Here is a 15,813-nt window from a genome sequence, read left to right on the forward strand (position 1 = left end):
ATGGCCCTCATGACCATGGTGCAGGCCCTCAACCGGGCCCTGGACGAGGAGATGGCCCAGGACCCCCGGGTGGTGGTCCTGGGGGAGGATGTGGGCAAGCGGGGTGGGGTCTTCTTGGTGACGGAGGGGCTTTTGCAGAAGTACGGCCCCGACCGGGTCATGGACACCCCCCTCTCCGAGGCGGCCATCGTGGGGGCGGCCTTGGGCATGGCCGCCCACGGCCTTAGGCCCGTGGCGGAGATCCAGTTCGCCGATTACATCTTCCCCGGGTTTGACCAGCTGGTAAGCCAAGTGGCCAAGCTCCGTTACCGCTCCGGGGGGCAGTTCACCGCCCCCCTGGTCATCCGCATGCCCTCGGGGGGCGGGGTGAAGGGGGGGCACCACCACTCGCAAAGCCCCGAGGCCCACTTTGTCCACACCGCTGGGCTCAAGGTGGTGGCGGTGTCCACCCCTTACGACGCCAAGGGCCTCCTGAAGGCGGCCATCCGCGACGAGGACCCCGTGGTCTTCCTGGAGCCTAAGCGCCTCTACCGCTCGGTGAAGGAGGAGGTGCCGGAGGAGGAGTACCTCCTGCCCTTGGGCAAAGCCGCCCTGCGGCGGGAGGGGAAGGACCTCACCTTAATCGGCTACGGCACGGTGATGCCCGAGGTGCTCCAGGCCGCCGAGGAGCTTTCCAAGGCCGGGGTTTCCGCCGAGGTGCTGGACCTAAGAAGCCTCATGCCCTGGGACTACGAGGCGGTGATGAACTCTGTGGCCAAGACGGGACGGGTGGTCCTGGTTTCCGACGCCCCCAGGCACGCCAGCTTCGTGAGCGAGGTGGCCGCCACCATCGCCGAGGACATCCTGGACCTGCTCCTCGCTCCCCCCATCCGGGTCACGGGGTTTGACACCCCCTACCCCTACGCCCAGGACAAGCTTTACCTGCCCACCGTCACCCGCATCCTCAACGCCGCCAAGCGGGCGCTAGACTACTGAAGGAGACCTATGCCCAAAGAGATCCTCATGCCCGAGCTCGCCGAAAGCGTGGTGGAAGGCGAGATCCTCAAGTGGTTGGTAGAAGAAGGGGACTACCTCAAGAAGGACCAGCCCTTCGTGGAGGTGATGACGGACAAGGTCACGGTAGAGCTCCCTTCCCCTTACGAGGGCGTCCTCCTGAAGAAGCTGGCCAAGGAGGGGGAGGTGGTGAAGGTCCACGCCCCCATCGCCCTCATCGCCGAACCCCACGAGGCGGCGGCCCCGGTGCAGGCGGTGGAGGAGCGCTCCATCGTGGAGCCGGGCCTTCCAACCAAAGAGGAGAAGGAAGACCTCTCCCTCTTCAAGCCCGACCCCACGCAGGTGGCGGTGAAAAACCCCTTCCTGAACCAGACCCAGCCCCAGGAGGAGACCAGGCCCCAAGGCCGGGTCCTGGCGGTGCCCGCCGCCCGCAAGCTGGCCCGGGAACTGGGCATCCCCCTCGAGGAGGTGCCCGGCTCGGGACCCTTAGGCCGGGTACGGGTGGAAGACGTGCGGGCCTATGCGGCCAAGCGGGCGGCTCCCCCCGCACCTCCCCAGGAAGCCCCCTCCCCCACCCCCTTCCCCCCACCCCCCCGCTACACCCCCCCCAAGGGCTACGAGCCCCTGGAGGAGCGCGTGCCCCTCAGGGGCGTGCGCCGGGCCATCGCCCAGGGGCTTTGGCAAAGCCATCTCTATACCGTGCGCACCCTCAACGTGGACGAGGCGGATCTCACGGAGCTGGTGGCCTTAAGGGAGCGCCTTAAACCCCAGGCGGAGGCCCAAGGGGTCAAGCTCACCTACCTGCCCTTCATCGTCAAGGCAGCGGTAAGGGCCCTAAAAAAGTACCCCATGCTCAACGCCAGCCTGGACGAGGAAAGGCAGGAAATCGTCTACAAGCGGTACTACCACATCGGCCTGGCGGTGGCCACGGAGCGGGGCCTGGTGGTGCCCGTGGTGCGGGACGCCGACCGCAAGAGCGTCCTGGAGCTGGCCCAAATCATCGCCGAGCTTTCCGCCAAGGCCCGGGAAGGGCGCCTCAGCCCCGAGGAGGTTTCGGGCTCCACCTTCACCATCACCAACATCGGCTCCGTGGGGGCCACCTTGAGCTTCCCCATCATCAACCTGCCGGACGCCGCCATCCTGGGGGTCCACTCCATCCGCAAGCGGCCTTGGGTTATGCCGGATGGCTCTATCCAGGCGCGGGACATCATGTTCCTCTCCCTCTCCTTCGATCACCGCCTGGTGGACGGGGCCGAGGCGGCCCTCTTTACCCGGGAAGTGATCCGGCTTTTGGAGAACCCCGACCTTTTGCTTCTGGAAATGTAGGATAGCGCCATGGACGCTTACGACCTCATCGTCATCGGCACCGGCCCCGGCGGCTACCACGCCGCCATACGGGGAGCGCAGCTCGGCCTGAAGGTCCTGGCGGTGGAGGCCGCCGAGGTGGGAGGGGTGTGCCTCAACGTGGGCTGCATCCCCACCAAGGCCCTCCTGCACGCCGCCGAAACCCTGCACCACCTAAAGGTGGGGGAGGGCTTCGGCCTAAAGGCGACCCCGGAGCTGGACCTGGGAAAGCTCGGGTCCTGGCGGGAGAGCGTGGTGAAGAAGCTCACCGGGGGGGTGGCCGCCCTCCTCAAGGGGAACAAGGTGGAGCTGGTGCGCGGCTTCGCCCGCTTCGCCGGGCCCAAGGAAATAGAGGTGAACGGAAGGCGCTATGGCGCCAAAAGCCTCATCCTGGCCACGGGGAGCGAGCCCGCAAGCCTCCCTGGCTTCCCCTTTGGGGAGGACGTCTGGGACTCCACCCGGGCCCTGCGGGTGGAGGAGGGGATCCCTGGGCGCCTCCTCGTGATCGGGGGCGGGGCGGTGGGGCTGGAGTTGGGCCAGATCTACCACCGTTTAGGGGCCCAGGTGACCCTCATCGAGTACATGCCGGAGATCCTCCCCGCGGGCGACCCGGAAACCGCCGCCCTCCTCCGCCGGGCCCTGGAGAAGGAGGGCCTGCAGGTGCGCACGGGCACCAAGGCCGTGGGGTATGAAAAGAAGAAGGACGGCCTCCACGTGCGCCTCGAGGCCGCCCAAGGGGGCGGGGGGGAAGAGATCGTGGTGGATAAGATCCTGGTGGCCGTGGGCCGCAAGCCCCGCACCGAGGGCCTAAACCTGGAAAAGGCAGGGGTGGCGCTAGACGCCAAGGGCTTCGTCAAGGTGAACGCCCGGATGGAAACCACCGCTCCCGGGGTCTACGCCATCGGGGACGTGGCCCGGCCCCCCCTCCTCGCCCACAAGGCCATGAAGGAGGGGCTGGTGGCCGCAGAGAACGCCGCCGGCAAGGACGCCGCTTTCGATTATCAAATCCCCAGCGTGGTCTACACCTCCCCCGAGTGGGCGGGGGTGGGCCTCACGGAGGAGGAGGCCAGGCGGGCGGGCTACCGGGTGAGGGTGGGGAAGTTCCCCTTTGCCGCCAGCGGCCGGGCCCTCACCCTGGGGGCCACGGAGGGGCTCATCAAGGTGGTGGGGGACGAGGAAACGGACCTCCTCCTGGGCGTCTTCATCGTGGGCCCCCAAGCGGGGGAGCTCATCGCCGAGGCCACCTTGGCCCTGGAGATGGCGGCCACGGTGTCCGACCTGGCCCTCACCGTCCACGCCCACCCCACGCTTTCCGAAGGGCTCATGGAGGCGGCGGAGGCCTTCCACAAACAGGCCATCCACATCCTGAACCGCTAGCCTTAGCGGATCTCCACCCCGGCCCAGCGCTCCAGGAGCTTTAGGGCCTCCACGTGGTCCGCTTCGGGGGAGAGCTCCCGCTGGGCCATCTCGTAGACCTCCCGGGTGAGGCGGAGGAGGGGGCTTGGGTCCTTGGCCCCCTCCAGCACCCCCATGGCGATGCCCAGGTCCTTCACCAAAAGCCCTAGGGCGAAGGTCTTGGGGAAGGCCCGGGTGAGGACCCTCTGTGGGATGAGGTTTTCCGTGGCGTTGGAGCGGCCGCTGGAAGCGTTGATCACCTCCAGGGCCTTTTCCGCAGAAACCCCCTGCCGCACCAAGGCCACAAGCCCCTCCCCCGCCGCCCAGAGGTTCACCGCCAAAAGGGCGTTGTTGATGGCCTTCACCGCATGTCCTGCCCCCACGGGCCCCACGTGGACCACCTTTCCGGCGTAGGCCAAGAAGGGCCTCACCTGCTCCACCGCCTCCTTTGGACCCCCCATCATCACCGTGAGGGTGCCCCGCTCCGCCCCCACCGTGCCCCCAGAGACGGGGGCGTCCAGGTAGGTGACCCCCTTTTCCTCTAGCCGCTCCGCCAGGCGCCGGCTCCCCTCGGGCTCGCCGCTGGTGGCGTCCACCCAGTAGGTGCCGGGCCTGAGGTGGGGCAAGAGGGCCTCCGCCACCTCCGCCACCTCCTTGGTGGTGGGCAGGCAGGTGAAGATCACCCGCGCCTCCGCCACCCGTTCCAGGGGCACGGCCTCCGAGCCGAACTCCTCCTGGTGCCTCGAGGCCTTGGCGAAGGTTCGGTTCCAGACCAAGGTGGGAAAGCGCTTGGCCAGATGCCCCGCCATGGGATACCCCATGGCCCCAAGCCCGAGGAAGGCCACCTTCTCCATGCCCCTTTTTTACCAGAGCTTGAGGAGCTTGGCGAGGCCCCGGAGAAAAAGGAGGAAAAGCAGGCTAAAGACCATGGCCACGCCCAGGAAGACGAAAAACCCCACGCCAAAACTCCCCCCAAGGACCATCTGCCGCAGCCATAGCCCGCTGGGGAAGGCGAGGAGCCAGGTGAGGAGGAGGTTCCGCCAACTGGGCCTCCGGTAGGTGCCGAGGAAGGGGGAAAGGAGAAGCCAGACGAAAAGCACCGGGAGGACGTTGCGGGCAAGGCCCCCTAGGGTCACCGCCTGGCCGTGGGAAAGAAGCCCCAAGGCGGCGAAGAGGAGGAGGGCCAAGAGATCCAGGAGGAAGAGGTAGGGGGAAGGCCTTCCCATGGCGGGATTTTATCGGGAGGTGGCCTCCAAAAACACCCGGTCCGCCCGGTAGGAGCTCCGCACCAAGGGCCCGGAGAAGACCTCCTTAAAGCCGAGCTCGTACCCCCAGGCCTCGTACTTCTTGAAGTCCTCCGGGGGCACGTAGCGCTCCACGGGCAGGTGGGCCGGGGTGGGCCGCAGGTACTGGCCCAGGGTGAGGATATCCACCCCCGCCGCCCGGAGGTCCCGCATGGCCTGAAGGAGCTCCTCTTCCGTTTCCCCAAGGCCCAGCATGAGGCTGGACTTGGTGAGGACCTGGGACCTGTACCGCTTGGCGTGGGCCAGCACCTTCAGGGTCTGTTCGTACCCCGCCCGGGGGTCCCGCACCTTGGGGGTGAGGCGGCGCACCGTTTCCAGGTTCTGGGCGTAGACCTCGGGCCCCGCATCCAAGACCGCCTCCACCGCCTTAAGATCCCCTTGGAAATCGGGGGTGAGGGCCTCCACCAAGACCCCGGGGGCCATCTCCTTGATGGCCCGGATGGTGGCGGCGAAGTGGGAAGCCCCGCCGTCGGGCAGGTCGTCCCGGTCCACGCTGGTGAGGACCACGTAGCGGATGCCAAGCCGGGCGATGGCCTCCGCCACCCGCCGGGGCTCCTCCAGGTCCACCAACCCCTTGGGGTTTCCCGTGTGGACAGCGCAGAACTTGCAAGCCCGTGTGCAGATATCCCCCAGGATCATTACCGTGAGGGTGCCGTGGGTCCAACACTCCCCCACGTTGGGACACAGGGCCTCCTGGCAGACGGTGTGGAGGCGGAGCTCTTCCACCGTGCGCTTTAACGCCTGGTACTTGGCCCCCGTGGGCAAGGTGGCCCTGAGCCAAGCGGGCTTGTTCCGGTCCACGGGCTCGGGACGGGCTTGGGCCAGGCCCCGCTTCACCACCTTGAGCTCCACCACCTCCCCCGAGGGGGCCAAAAGTTCCACCACCTCAAACTTGGGCTTCATGGCTCGCTTTCCTCTCCCACCTGGGCACCAGGCCGAACACCTCGGCGAAAGCCTCCACCACCTTGGCCTTGGCCTCCTCCATGGGCACCTTCCGCCGCAAAAGCCGTTCCAAGGAGGTGACCCCCTTCCCCTTGAGGCCGCAGGGGACGATAACGCTAAAGTCGTTGAGGTCGGTGGAGACGTTCAAGGCGAAGCCGTGGAAGCTCACCCCCTCCTTCACCGCCACCCCGATGGCGCAAAGCTTGTCCTCCCCCACCCAGACCCCGGCGTACCCGGGGGTGGGGTAGGCGGCGATGCCGTAGGCCGCCGCCACCTTGACGATGGCCTCCTCTATCTGCCGCAGGAAGCGGCGCACCTCCCGCCCCACGGGGAAGATGGGGTAGCCCACCAGCTGCCCCGGGCCGTGGTAGGTCACGTCCCCGCCCCGCTCCACCCAGTAGAGGGCGAAGCCGTTTTCCCGGTACCAGCTCTCGGGGAAGAGGAGGTTCTCCCCCGTGGCCTTGCGGCCTAAGGTGATGACCCGGGGATGCTCCAGAAGGAGGAGGGTGGGGGGGCGCTTGCCCTCCACCACCTCCCGGTGCACGGCCTTCTGGTACGCCCAGGCCTCCTCGTACGGCACCAGGCCGAGGTCTTCCACCCGGAACTCCACGTCCCTAAGGATACGCCCTAAGCCCCCAAAGGCCCAAGCCCCAGGGCACACTAGAGGAAACGAGCGATGAGGCGGTCCCGCCAGGGGGTGGGAAGGAACCGCAAAAGAAGGGTCTCCCGGATGCGGGCCGGGTGGGCCACCAGGTAGCGGGCCTTGGGGTTCGGGCTTTCCAGGGCCCTTAGCACCACCTCCGCCACCTTCTCAGGGGGAAGGCCCCTTTGGGCGTTCCGTTCCGCCAGGCGCCGGGCCACCTGCACGTAGCGGCCGTACACGCCCTCCGTGCCGGGAGGAGGGGGTTCCAGATACGCCTCGGCCCGCCTTAGGGAGCGCTCCCAGATGGGGGTGGCCACGGAGCCCGGTTCCACGAGGGAAACCCGGACGCCGAAGGGAAGGAGCTCCACCCGGAGGGCGTCCGCCAGGGCCTCGAGGGCAAACTTGCTGGCGGCGTAAGGCCCCATGAGGGGCAGGGCCACCAGGCCCGAAACCGAGCCCATGAGGACCAGGCGGCCCCGGCTTCGGCGGAGGAGGGGCAAAAAGGCCTTCACCGTGGCGAAGGTCCCGAGGACGTTTACCTCCAGGGCCTCGCGGAAGGCGGTCACCGGTACGAGTTCCAAGGGCCCGGCCACCGCCAGGCCGGCGTTGGCCACCAGGCCATAAAGCCCCTCCTCCTCCAAGGCTTCCCGGGCCCTCGCCAGGTCCTCCTCCCGGGTCACGTCCAGGAGGAGGGGGGTGATCCCCTCCGCCCTTAAGGCCTCGGCCTCCTCCTCCCGCCGCACCCCGCCATAGACGCGGAAGCCCCTTTGGCCTAGAAGCCGCGCCGTGGCCCGGCCGATGCCGCTTCCCGCCCCGGTAACGAGCACTTGCCTTTCCATTTGGACGGAGTATAATCCGGGCAAACCCATGTGGGGAAGAAGGGTGCAACAGGCCATCTACCTGCGGGGCTTCCTGGGGGAACGGCCGCCTTTGCCCCTGCACCCCGAGGCCCTAGAGGAGGCAGCCCAAAGGCGCATGTCCCCCGAGGCCTTCGCCTACGTGGCGGGCGGGGCGGGGATAGAGGCCACCATGGCGCAAAACCGCAAGGCCTTTGCCCAGGTAACCCTCTGGCCCAGGATGCTCCGGGGGGCCCCGCCCCCGGACCTCAAAACCACCCTTTGGCACAAGACCTGGGCCGCCCCCCTCTTTCTCGCCCCCATTGGCGTTTTGGAGCTCGCCCACCCCCAGGCGGAGCTGGCGGCGGTGCGGGCGGCGGCCCAAAGGGGCATCCCCTTCATGGTCTCCAACCAAGCCTCCCACCCCCTGGAGGCCGTGGTGGAGGCGGCCAAGGCGGTGAACCCCGAGGCTTCCGTCTTCTTCCAGCTTTACCACTCCAGCGACGCCCGGGTGGTGGAGAGCTTCCTCCGGCGGGCGGAAAGGGCGGGGTGCGCCGGGGTGGTCCTCACCGTGGACACGGTGCAGCTGGGCTGGCGCCCCCGGGATCTGGCCCTCGGCCACCTTCCCTTCCTCAAGGGGCAGGGCCTGGCCATCTACCTCACCGACCCCGCCTTCCTGGAAGCCTTGCAGGAGCCGTTGGAGGGGCCTTCCCTGCGCCCTAGGCCTACCCTGGCCCTCCTCCGGAACCTCCTCGCCCTCAGGCGGGCGGGGAAGCGCTTCGGCCTAAGCCTGGCCCAGATGCAAAAGGCGGTGCGCCGCTTCGTGGCCACCTACTCCTTTCCCGAGCTCTCCTGGGAGGAGGTGCGGCGGGTGCGGGAAGCCACCCCCCTTCCCCTCCTCCTCAAGGGCCTCCTCCACCCCGAGGACGTGGCCAAGGCGGTGGCCCTAGGGGTGGACGGGATCTACGTTTCCAACCACGGGGGACGGCAGGTGGACGGGAGCCTGGCGGCCCTAAAGGCCCTTCCCCTGGCGGTGGAAGCGGCGGAGGGCAAGGTCCCCGTCCTGATGGACAGCGGCGTCCGCACCGGGGCGGACGCGGTCAAGGCCCTGGCCCTGGGGGCCAAGGCGGTGGGGCTAGGGCGGCCCTACGTCTACGCCCTGGCCCTAAGGGGGGAGGAAGGGGTGGGCGCCCTCTTGGACCACTTCCTGGCGGAGATGGAGCTCACCCTGGCCCTCATGGGGGTAGCCCGCTTGGAGGAGCTCGGCCCCCCCTGGCTTCAAGGCTAAAAGGCGGGGCTTCACCCCGCCTTTCGGCCTGCCGGGCTTCGCCCCTACTGGGCCACCACGCTCACCTTGAGCTGGATGGGCACCTCGGGGTGGGGCTTGTAGGTGAGGACGTACTCCCCGAGTTCCTTGATGGGCCGCTCCAGGGCGAGGCGCTTGGGGTCAATGGTGATGCCGTGCTGGCGGGCCAAGGCCTCGGCCACGTCCTTGGCGGTCACGGAGCCGTAGATCTTGTTCTCCCCCGCCCGCACCGGGATGGTGAGGGTGAGGCTCTCCAGGATCTCCTTAAGCCGCTCCGCCTCCGCCTTGCGCTCCGCCAGGCGCTTAGCCTGGGCGCGGATCTTGGCCTCGAGGGCCTTCAGGTTGCTCTCCGTGGCCAAGACCGCCAAGCCCCGGGGCAGGAGGTAGTTCTTAGCGTAGCCGGGCTTGACGTTCACCACCTGGCCCACATCGCCCAGGTTCTCCAGGGGTTCTAGCAGGATGACCTTCATGTCCACCCCCTACTTGCGCACCAGCTTCTCGGTGAAGGGCAGAAGCCCCAGGATCCTGGCCCGCTTGATGGTCTTGGCCAGGATCCTTTGCTCCTTGGCGGAAAGCCCCGTGCGGCGGCGGGGAAGGATCTTCCCCGTCTCCGACAGGAACCGCTTCAGCACCTCCACGTTCCGGTAGTCCTTCAGGTCAAACTCTCCCAGGGTGGCCTTTACCTTGGCCTTCCGGGAGGGGCGCCGCTGCGCCTCCTTCTTGGTGGGTTTAGCGTTCTTCGTGCTCAAAACGGCAGATCCTCCTCCGGCGGGAAGTCCTCGAGTCCCTCGTCAATGTCCACCCCACCCGTCTGGACCGGTTGGGGCCTGCTTCCGCCGGTCTGGGCAGGCCCACGGGTGGGTCGCTCCAGGCGGAGGGCTTCCACGCGGGTCTGGAAGCGCCTTTCCCCGCTGGAGCTGGTCCAGGAGTCGTTCACCAGTCGGCCGATGACCAAAAGCCCATCGCCCTTCCGGAGCTCCCCGGCCCACTCGGCTAGGTCGCGCCAGGCCTGAACCTCCACAAAGTGGGTCCGCTCCTCCCGGTCTGCCTCTCCCCCTTGCCCCCGGCGGCGCTCGTTCACCGCCAGGCCCAGCCGGGCCACCGCCGTCCCCTGGGGGGTGTAGCGGAGCTCGGCGTCGCGGGTGAGGTTGCCCATGAGCACCACCTGGTTCAGGGCGTGGCGGAGGCGGGGCTGGCTCTTGGCGTCCTCCAGGGTTTCCCGCCCACGGGCGTCTAAGGGGTCAATGAAGTCGGCCCGCACCTGGAGTTCGCTCCGCTTCTCCCCGTCCCGCTCCCACTGGCGGTACTCCAGCCGCCCCTCCACGAAGAGGAGCTGGCCCTTTTCCAAGACATCCCCCCACATCTCCGCCTGGCGGCCGAAAAGGCGCACCCGGTGGTACCAGGGCACCTCCCGCTCCTGGCCGCTTTCATCCCAAAGGGTATCCTGCCCGGCCAGGTGGAGCTCTAAAATGGCGAGCCCCCCCGGGGTGTAGCGCATGTCGGGCCGGGAGATGAGGGAGCCGATAAGGAATACGCGGTTCAGGCCTCTTGCCATGTCAAAAGTCTACGCCTTGGTCAGGAGGGGCTCCTGGGCCTTGACCACCATGACCCGACGCACGTTGTCGCGGATCCGGAGTTCCCGGGCCAGGTCGTTCACCCGGTCCTCGGGCATCTCCACCTGGTAGAAGAGGAAGTAGCCCTGGGGGTCCTTGGCAATGGGGTAGGCCAGGCGGCGCACCCCCCACTCCTCCACCTTCACCACCTGCGCCCCAAAGGCCTCGAGGGCCTTCCCGATGATCTCCTTCTCCAGGGCGAGCTGGCTTTGCTCCAGGCTGGGGTTAAGGATGATGTTTACCTCGTACCTGCGCATCTTCACCTCCTCTCCGGGCCCGGCAGGCCGCACGAAGGAAGATTATACCCCCTCCTTTCCCCAAATAAAAGACCCAGGGGGCCCGAAGGCCCCCACCTGGCTCCGCGGGCAGGATTCGAACCTGCGACCAACCGGTTAACAGCCGGCCGCTCTACCAGCTGAGCTACCGCGGACCGACCGCATGGAGCACTATACCAGGGCCACAGGCGAGCGTCAAGATGGCTAGCGGCGCCTACGCCGCATTTTCCCCGGCACCGACTCGGTGACCTTGAGCCCCTGGAGGCGGGCCTCGAGGGCGCGCAACTCGTCCCGGAGCCTGGCCGCCCGCTCAAAGTCTAAAGCCTCCGCCGCCTGCCACATGGCGAGCTCCAGCTCGGCGATGCGCTCCTTGAGGTCCTCCGCCGGAAGCCCCTCCTCCAAGGCCTCCTCGTACCCCTCGGGGCGGATCACCGCCCGTACCTCCTTCTTGACCGTTTGGGGCACAATGCCGTGCTCCCGGTTATAGGCCTCCTGGATGGCCCTTCGCCGGTTGGTCTCGGCGATGGCTTTGGCCATGGCCTCGGAAACCTGGTCGGCGTAAAGCCAAACCTCCCCCTTGGCGTTCCGCGCCGCCCGGCCGATGGTCTGGATGAGGCTGCGTTCGCTCCGTAGGAAACCCGTCTTGTCGGCATCCAGGATGGCCACCAAGGAAACCTCGGGGATGTCTAGCCCCTCTCTCAGGAGGTTGATCCCCACCAGGCAGTCGTAGTGGCCCAGCCTGAGGTCGCGGATCAAGGCCTGGCGCTCAAAGGCGTCCAGCTCGTGGTGGAGGTAACGGGCGCGGATACCGTGCTCCACCAGAAAACTCGTGAGCTCCTCCGCCATGCGCACGGTGAGCACCGTGACCAGGGTGCGCTCGCCCCTTTGCGCCCGCTCCCGGATGCCCTCCATGAGGTCCAGGATCTGGTTCTCCGTGGGCTTCACCACCACCAAGGGGTCCAGGAGCCCCGTGGGGCGGATGATCTGCTCCACCACGCGGCCCGAGTGGGCGAGCTCAAAGGGCCCCGGGGTGGCGGAGACGAAGACCACCTGGGTGACCCGCTCCAAGAACTCCTCGAAGCGCAAGGGGCGGTTGTCCAGGGCGCTGGGCAGGCGGAAGCCGTAGTCCACCAGGGTCTTCTTCCGCACGTAATCCCCCCGGTACATGCCCTGGAGCTGGGGCACGGTCACGTGGGACTCGTCCAGGAAGACCAAGAAATCCTCGGGGAAGTAGTCCAAAAGGGTGTAGGGGGGCTCCCCCGGGGCCTTGCCGGTGAAGTAGCGGGCGTAGTTTTCCACCCCGGGACAGGTGCCCATGACCCGGAGCATCTCCAGGTCGTAAAGGGTGCGCTCCTTGAGGCGCTGAGCATAGAGGACCTCCCCCCGCTCCTCGAAGTAGCGGACCCTTTCCCAAAGCTCCTTTTCTATTTCCTTCAGGATCTCCTCGAGGCCCTCTGGGGAAAGGTAGTGGGTGGCGGGAAAAAGCACGAAGCCGGGAAGCTCCCGAAGCCTTTCCCCGGTGATGGGGTGGACCTGGCTGATGCGCTCCACCTCGTCGCCCCATAGCTCCACCCGGATGGGCTCGGTGTCATAGGCGGGGAAAATCTCCAAGACCTCCCCCTTGGCCCGGAAGCGCCCGGGGGCGAGGTCTATGTCGTTCCGCTCGTAGCCCAGCTCCAAAAGGCGCTCCAAGAGCGCCTCCCGCGGGTAGACCGCCCCCCGCTCCACCACCAGGTTCCGTGCCCGATACTCCCTGGGGTCGCCTAAGCCGTAGATGGCGGAAACCGAGGCCACCACGATCACATCCCGCCGGGTGAGGAGGCTCCGGGTGGTGGAGTGCCTTAGGCGCTCGATTTCCGGGTTGATGCTGGCGTCTTTTTCGATGTAAAGGTCCTTGCCCGGCACATAGGCCTCGGGCTGGTAGTAATCGTAGTAGCTGATGAAGTACTCCACGGCGTTTTCCGGGAAGAGCTCCCGGAACTCCGCGGCAAGCTGCGCCGCCAGGATCTTGTTGGGGGCTAAGACCAAGGCGGGCCGGCCCAGGGCCTCTATGACCTTGGCCATGGTCACCGTCTTCCCCGTGCCCGTGGCCCCGAGGAGGGTCACGTAGCGCTCCCCGTCCCTTAGCGCCGCCACCAGCTCCCCGATGGCCTTGGGCTGGTCCCCCTTGGGCGCTGGGCCTCGGTAGCGGAAGGTCATCCCCTTAGTTTAGCCCAAAGGAAAACCCCCCGCCCCTTGGGCGGGGGGAAGCGCCTTTCGGCCTTAGAACTTCACGGTGTAGCTCACGCGGAAGGCCTTGGCCACGGTGTCCACCGTGCCCCCGAAGGGGGAGTTGGGCTGGCCCCCGCGGAGGCGGAAGTACCCGCCCGCCATGGAGAGGTCGTAGTACTTGAGCTCCCCGTAGAGCCCCTCAATGGAGCCCGAGTTGCTGCCAAAGGAGGCCGTGGGGGCACCCGGGCCACCCGGGTTGGCGAAGAGGCGGTCCCGGTCGTAGGAGAAGGCGTTCTCGCCAGCGCCCACGGTGATAAGACTCCCTGCACCCTGGGCCACGTTCCAGGCTCCGTAGATGGCCCCCGCCACGGTAAAGCTCAGGCCAGGAGCGAAGAGCTCGTTGAGCGTGAGCCCGGCCCGGCCGTAGACCTCGCCCGCCCGAGCACCGCCGCCGAAGCGGGTGGAGCGGTAAGCGGCGTCGGCGCTCAAGCTCGGCTTGAAGGGCAGGGCCAAGGGATCGGTGCTGAGCCGCACACCTGCCTTGAGGGCGTTGTAGTCCAGGTTGCCGCCTCCGGTGCCGTCGTCAAAGTAGTGGAAGCGGACCCCAGGCTGGGCCTTGATGGGGCCCAGGGCCAGGGGCTGGGCGAAGAAGGCCGCCACCTGGATATCGTTGTGGCTGCTCGCGGTGAAGCGGGTGTACTGGGCCACCACGGAAAGCCCCTTGACCAGAGCGTCCTCGGCGTCGGCCTGGTGCTCCAAGCGGACACCGAAGCTGGAGGAGTAGCGCTGGGTGGGGTTGTTGAGGAAGTAATTAGACCCAGGGTTCAAGAAATTGGTTGCCGTGCAAGAGAAGGCCGTGGGGCTGGTGGCGTTATCGCAAGCCCGGTTGAAGTAGCCCGTGAGGCTGAAGCCGCGGAAGAGGGAGGCCTTGGCGGCCACGCCGAAGGCAATGTCGTTGTTGGGGGAGCTAGCGGCGTCGTTGTAGCCGCGGGCGCTGTCCAGGTAAGCCTCCACCCCCACGGGGCCCAAGGTACCCTTGGCTTCCACACCGAAGCCCCGGGTGTTATATCCGTAGGGAGCCGTGGCGATCAGCTCACCGTAGTAGTTGCTGTCCTCGTTCTCGGACATGCTGGCCTGGCCGTCAGCGTACTCGGTGTCCACAGCCCGGTAGTTGGCGGAGAGGCTCACGGGACCCAGGTTCACCTCAGCTTTGCCGTAGTAGGCCCAGCTGGAACGGTTGCTGTCAAAGTAGGCGGTGAAGGGCTCGCCGAGGCCCAACGTTTTGGAGCTCACCCACAGCCCGGAGAGCTTGGCCGGGCCAAGCTCCAAGCTCGCATCGGCCCCGATGGCGGAGCGAATGCCCACGTTCAGGGCGTAGTTCAGACCTAGGCTAGCGCCCTGGAGGGGCTTGAGCACCGTGCGGATACCGAAGTAGTTGCCGTTGATGGCCGGGGCCACATCCGCCGGGCTGCTACCCGGCCCCGCCACCCCGCCCACCAGGGTAACCTCCGGGCTAAAGGGCAGGTTGGTGCCCGAGAAGGTGGCCACCACGCCCTGCCGGTAGTGGGCCACGCCGCCTTCGGCGTCATTGGCGAAGAGGTAGTCGTTGAACTTGAACTTGCTGGCCACCCGGCTATAGGCCACGCTGAAGGACTGGCCGTCCACCTGGCCTTTAACCGTAACCCCATCTAGGCGCACGGCAGGCGTAGAAACAAGGCTCGTGTCGTACACCCGAACCCCAAAGGTGGCGGTAGCCTCGCTCACCGCCACGCCGTTAGGGGCAGGGGCGTTGTTCTTCACCCCCAAGGTCAGCGTGGCGTCTCCGCGGAAGAGGTTACCAGCCCCTTCCCCCAGAGCAACCCTGCTAGAAGCGTAAGAGGCAGCACCGAACTGCCCTGTGGAGAACACGTTCCCCGGGAAGAGCCGGTCCCAGTCAAAAGTCGTGCTGCCCTGGGTAAGGTAACGGAGGCCCGCCGTGGCGGTGAGGCTGCCGGAGATGGAGTACTGCACCCGGGAGAGCTCCTTAAGCTGCCCCTCGAGGCCGGACACCCTTTCGGTCAAGGCCCCAACCTTCTCGGAAAGCCCCACCAGGTCGGAGCGGAGAGCGGCAGCGAACTCCTGGACGGCGGCCACATCCTCCTTGGAAGCGAACTGCTCCAGGTCAGGAAGCTCTTGGCCTCCGGAAACCAACTTCTCCAGGTTGGTCACCCGGTCCTGGAGGGCCAGCACGTCCTGGTTGAGGAGGACGGCAAGCTCGTTCAGGGCCTGGATGGCCTGGGCGTTGGCCTCCAACTGGGTTTGGAGAGCGGCCACGTCGCCCTTCACGCCCTCCACGTCCTGGGCCAGGGCCTCCAGTTGCTCGGCCAGCTGCTGGGCCTGGGCCAAAGCGGTATCAGCGGCGATGGAGGCGGCCTCCACCCGGTCGGCGAGGTCCTGGAGGGCAGCCTGATCCATGCCGGGCTCGGGGGCCGGCTGGGCCTTGAGCTCCTCGATCAGGGCCTCGAGGCGGGCGATGTCCTCCTTGGTAGCGGCGCTGTCCTCCAGAGCGGAAACCCGCACGCCCAGGGCAGCGAGCTCAGCGGCAAGCTCCTGCACGGCGTTCTTCAGGGCTTCCAGGTCCTCAGGGGACATGGCCTCCATGGTGGGGGACTCGCCCTTGGCCTTCAGCTCCTCCTCGATCTGCTGCAGGAGGCGGTAGATGAGGAGAGCGGCCTGGTAGCGGGTAAGGGTCTCGTTCCCCCGGTAGGTGCCGTCGGGGAAGCCCGTAATGATGCCCTTGGCCGCCAGGCTCTCCACGGCCTCCTTGGCCCAGTGCCCAGCGGGCACGTCGGAAAACTGGGCCAGACCGAAGCCCATGGAGAGCACGGTCAAGAGCCCTGCCAGAAGTACCACTAGCCTTTTCTTCATATTCCCGTACACCCCCTTCAGGGATTTCGGGAAAGACAGGTACG

At 67.2% G+C, this 15,813-nt stretch carries 15 protein-coding genes and 1 tRNA gene; 4 read left to right on the top strand and 12 right to left on the bottom strand.

The window, feature by feature from the left end; translation table 11 throughout:
• From ABXG85_RS08535 to lpdA, 3 genes are read left to right on the top strand one after another with little or no spacing between them, the layout of a single operon-like run.
• On the top strand, window positions 1–975 hold the full coding sequence (locus tag ABXG85_RS08535) for an alpha-ketoacid dehydrogenase subunit beta (RefSeq protein ID WP_353513299.1): 975 nt from the start codon (window positions 1–3) through the stop codon (window positions 973–975).
• A 9-nt stretch (window positions 976–984) separates the two neighbouring features.
• Window positions 985–2,319: a dihydrolipoamide acetyltransferase family protein gene (locus tag ABXG85_RS08540; protein WP_353513300.1), complete on the top strand. Its 1,335-nt coding sequence runs from the start codon at window positions 985–987 to the stop codon at window positions 2,317–2,319.
• Window positions 2,320–2,328: 9 nt separating this feature from the next.
• The gene (gene lpdA / locus ABXG85_RS08545) at window positions 2,329–3,714 is read left to right on the top strand and encodes a dihydrolipoyl dehydrogenase (RefSeq protein WP_353513301.1); all 1,386 of its coding nucleotides are present in this window, start codon (window positions 2,329–2,331) and stop codon (window positions 3,712–3,714) included.
• 2 nt (window positions 3,715–3,716) lie between these two features.
• Here lpdA and ABXG85_RS08550 read toward each other — a convergent pair whose 3' ends face one another.
• The 5 genes from ABXG85_RS08550 to ABXG85_RS08570 are packed head-to-tail and all read right to left on the bottom strand — an operon-like array spanning window position 3,717 to window position 7,460.
• Complete coding sequence (locus ABXG85_RS08550; protein WP_353513302.1) at window positions 3,717–4,586, bottom strand: NAD(P)-dependent oxidoreductase; 870 nt, start codon at window positions 4,584–4,586, stop codon at window positions 3,717–3,719.
• A gap of 9 nt (window positions 4,587–4,595) precedes the next feature.
• Window positions 4,596–4,958 (bottom strand): DUF3054 domain-containing protein, encoded by a 363-nt coding sequence (locus tag ABXG85_RS08555; RefSeq protein WP_353513303.1) that lies wholly within the window; start codon window positions 4,956–4,958, stop codon window positions 4,596–4,598.
• 9 nt (window positions 4,959–4,967) lie between these two features.
• Entirely contained in the window at window positions 4,968–5,939 is a 972-nt protein-coding gene (gene lipA, locus ABXG85_RS08560; RefSeq protein WP_353513304.1) for a lipoyl synthase, read from the bottom strand.
• Window positions 5,923–6,588 (bottom strand): lipoyl(octanoyl) transferase LipB, encoded by a 666-nt coding sequence (gene lipB, locus ABXG85_RS08565; RefSeq protein WP_353513305.1) that lies wholly within the window; start codon window positions 6,586–6,588, stop codon window positions 5,923–5,925. Before lipB ends, lipA begins: the two co-directional genes overlap by 17 nt.
• A 50-nt stretch (window positions 6,589–6,638) precedes the next feature.
• On the bottom strand, window positions 6,639–7,460 hold the full coding sequence (locus ABXG85_RS08570; protein ID WP_353513306.1) for an SDR family oxidoreductase: 822 nt from the start codon (window positions 7,458–7,460) through the stop codon (window positions 6,639–6,641).
• A 28-nt stretch (window positions 7,461–7,488) separates the two neighbouring features.
• Here ABXG85_RS08570 and ABXG85_RS08575 point away from each other — a divergent pair, with 28 nt between their 5' ends.
• A complete protein-coding gene (locus ABXG85_RS08575; protein WP_353513307.1) occupies window positions 7,489–8,745 on the top strand; it encodes an alpha-hydroxy-acid oxidizing protein in 1,257 nt (418 codons plus the stop codon).
• Between the two features lie 44 nt (window positions 8,746–8,789).
• Here the strand turns inward: ABXG85_RS08575 and rplI are convergent, their stop codons facing one another.
• From rplI to ABXG85_RS08610, 7 genes are all read right to left on the bottom strand, one after another.
• On the bottom strand, window positions 8,790–9,233 hold the full coding sequence (gene rplI, locus ABXG85_RS08580; RefSeq protein WP_353513308.1) for a 50S ribosomal protein L9: 444 nt from the start codon (window positions 9,231–9,233) through the stop codon (window positions 8,790–8,792).
• A gap of 9 nt (window positions 9,234–9,242) precedes the next feature.
• A complete protein-coding gene (gene rpsR, locus ABXG85_RS08585) occupies window positions 9,243–9,512 on the bottom strand; it encodes a 30S ribosomal protein S18 (RefSeq protein ID WP_039459511.1) in 270 nt (89 codons plus the stop codon).
• Window positions 9,509–10,318: a single-stranded DNA-binding protein gene (locus tag ABXG85_RS08590; protein ID WP_353513309.1), complete on the bottom strand. Its 810-nt coding sequence runs from the start codon at window positions 10,316–10,318 to the stop codon at window positions 9,509–9,511. The genes rpsR and ABXG85_RS08590 overlap by 4 nt, the downstream gene beginning before the upstream one ends.
• 9 nt (window positions 10,319–10,327) lie before the next feature.
• The gene (gene rpsF / locus ABXG85_RS08595) at window positions 10,328–10,633 is read right to left on the bottom strand and encodes a 30S ribosomal protein S6 (RefSeq protein ID WP_353513310.1); all 306 of its coding nucleotides are present in this window, start codon (window positions 10,631–10,633) and stop codon (window positions 10,328–10,330) included.
• A gap of 97 nt (window positions 10,634–10,730) precedes the next feature.
• Window positions 10,731–10,806 (bottom strand) — tRNA-Asn (locus ABXG85_RS08600).
• A gap of 49 nt (window positions 10,807–10,855) precedes the next feature.
• On the bottom strand, window positions 10,856–12,850 hold the full coding sequence (gene uvrB / locus ABXG85_RS08605; RefSeq protein WP_353513311.1) for an excinuclease ABC subunit UvrB: 1,995 nt from the start codon (window positions 12,848–12,850) through the stop codon (window positions 10,856–10,858).
• Between the two features lie 63 nt (window positions 12,851–12,913).
• Complete coding sequence (locus ABXG85_RS08610) at window positions 12,914–15,769, bottom strand: S-layer homology domain-containing protein (protein ID WP_353513312.1); 2,856 nt, start codon at window positions 15,767–15,769, stop codon at window positions 12,914–12,916.
• Window positions 15,770–15,813: the final 44 nt, after the last annotated feature.

Source organism: Thermus sp. LT1-2-5 (assembly GCF_040363165.1).
Classification (GTDB): Bacteria; Deinococcota; Deinococci; order Deinococcales; family Thermaceae; genus Thermus.

What these genes read in the sequence shown, in the direction of transcription:
- ABXG85_RS08610 (WP_353513312.1), bottom strand. Translation starts at nt 15,769, where the DNA reads ATGAAGAAAAGGCTAGTGGTACTTCTGGCAGGGCTCTTGACCGTGCTC.
- lipA (WP_353513304.1), bottom strand. Translation starts at nt 5,939, where the DNA reads ATGAAGCCCAAGTTTGAGGTGGTGGAACTTTTGGCCCCCTCGGGGGAG.
- ABXG85_RS08550 (WP_353513302.1), bottom strand. Translation starts at nt 4,586, where the DNA reads ATGGAGAAGGTGGCCTTCCTCGGGCTTGGGGCCATGGGGTATCCCATG.
- rplI (WP_353513308.1), bottom strand. Translation starts at nt 9,233, where the DNA reads ATGAAGGTCATCCTGCTAGAACCCCTGGAGAACCTGGGCGATGTGGGC.
- ABXG85_RS08570 (WP_353513306.1), bottom strand. Translation starts at nt 7,460, where the DNA reads ATGGAAAGGCAAGTGCTCGTTACCGGGGCGGGAAGCGGCATCGGCCGG.
- ABXG85_RS08540 (WP_353513300.1), top strand. Translation starts at nt 985, where the DNA reads ATGCCCAAAGAGATCCTCATGCCCGAGCTCGCCGAAAGCGTGGTGGAA.
- rpsF (WP_353513310.1), bottom strand. Translation starts at nt 10,633, where the DNA reads ATGCGCAGGTACGAGGTAAACATCATCCTTAACCCCAGCCTGGAGCAA.
- ABXG85_RS08575 (WP_353513307.1), top strand. Translation starts at nt 7,489, where the DNA reads ATGTGGGGAAGAAGGGTGCAACAGGCCATCTACCTGCGGGGCTTCCTG.
- uvrB (WP_353513311.1), bottom strand. Translation starts at nt 12,850, where the DNA reads ATGACCTTCCGCTACCGAGGCCCAGCGCCCAAGGGGGACCAGCCCAAG.
- lpdA (WP_353513301.1), top strand. Translation starts at nt 2,329, where the DNA reads ATGGACGCTTACGACCTCATCGTCATCGGCACCGGCCCCGGCGGCTAC.
- ABXG85_RS08555 (WP_353513303.1), bottom strand. Translation starts at nt 4,958, where the DNA reads ATGGGAAGGCCTTCCCCCTACCTCTTCCTCCTGGATCTCTTGGCCCTC.
- ABXG85_RS08590 (WP_353513309.1), bottom strand. Translation starts at nt 10,318, where the DNA reads ATGGCAAGAGGCCTGAACCGCGTATTCCTTATCGGCTCCCTCATCTCC.
- ABXG85_RS08535 (WP_353513299.1), top strand. Translation starts at nt 1, where the DNA reads ATGGCCCTCATGACCATGGTGCAGGCCCTCAACCGGGCCCTGGACGAG.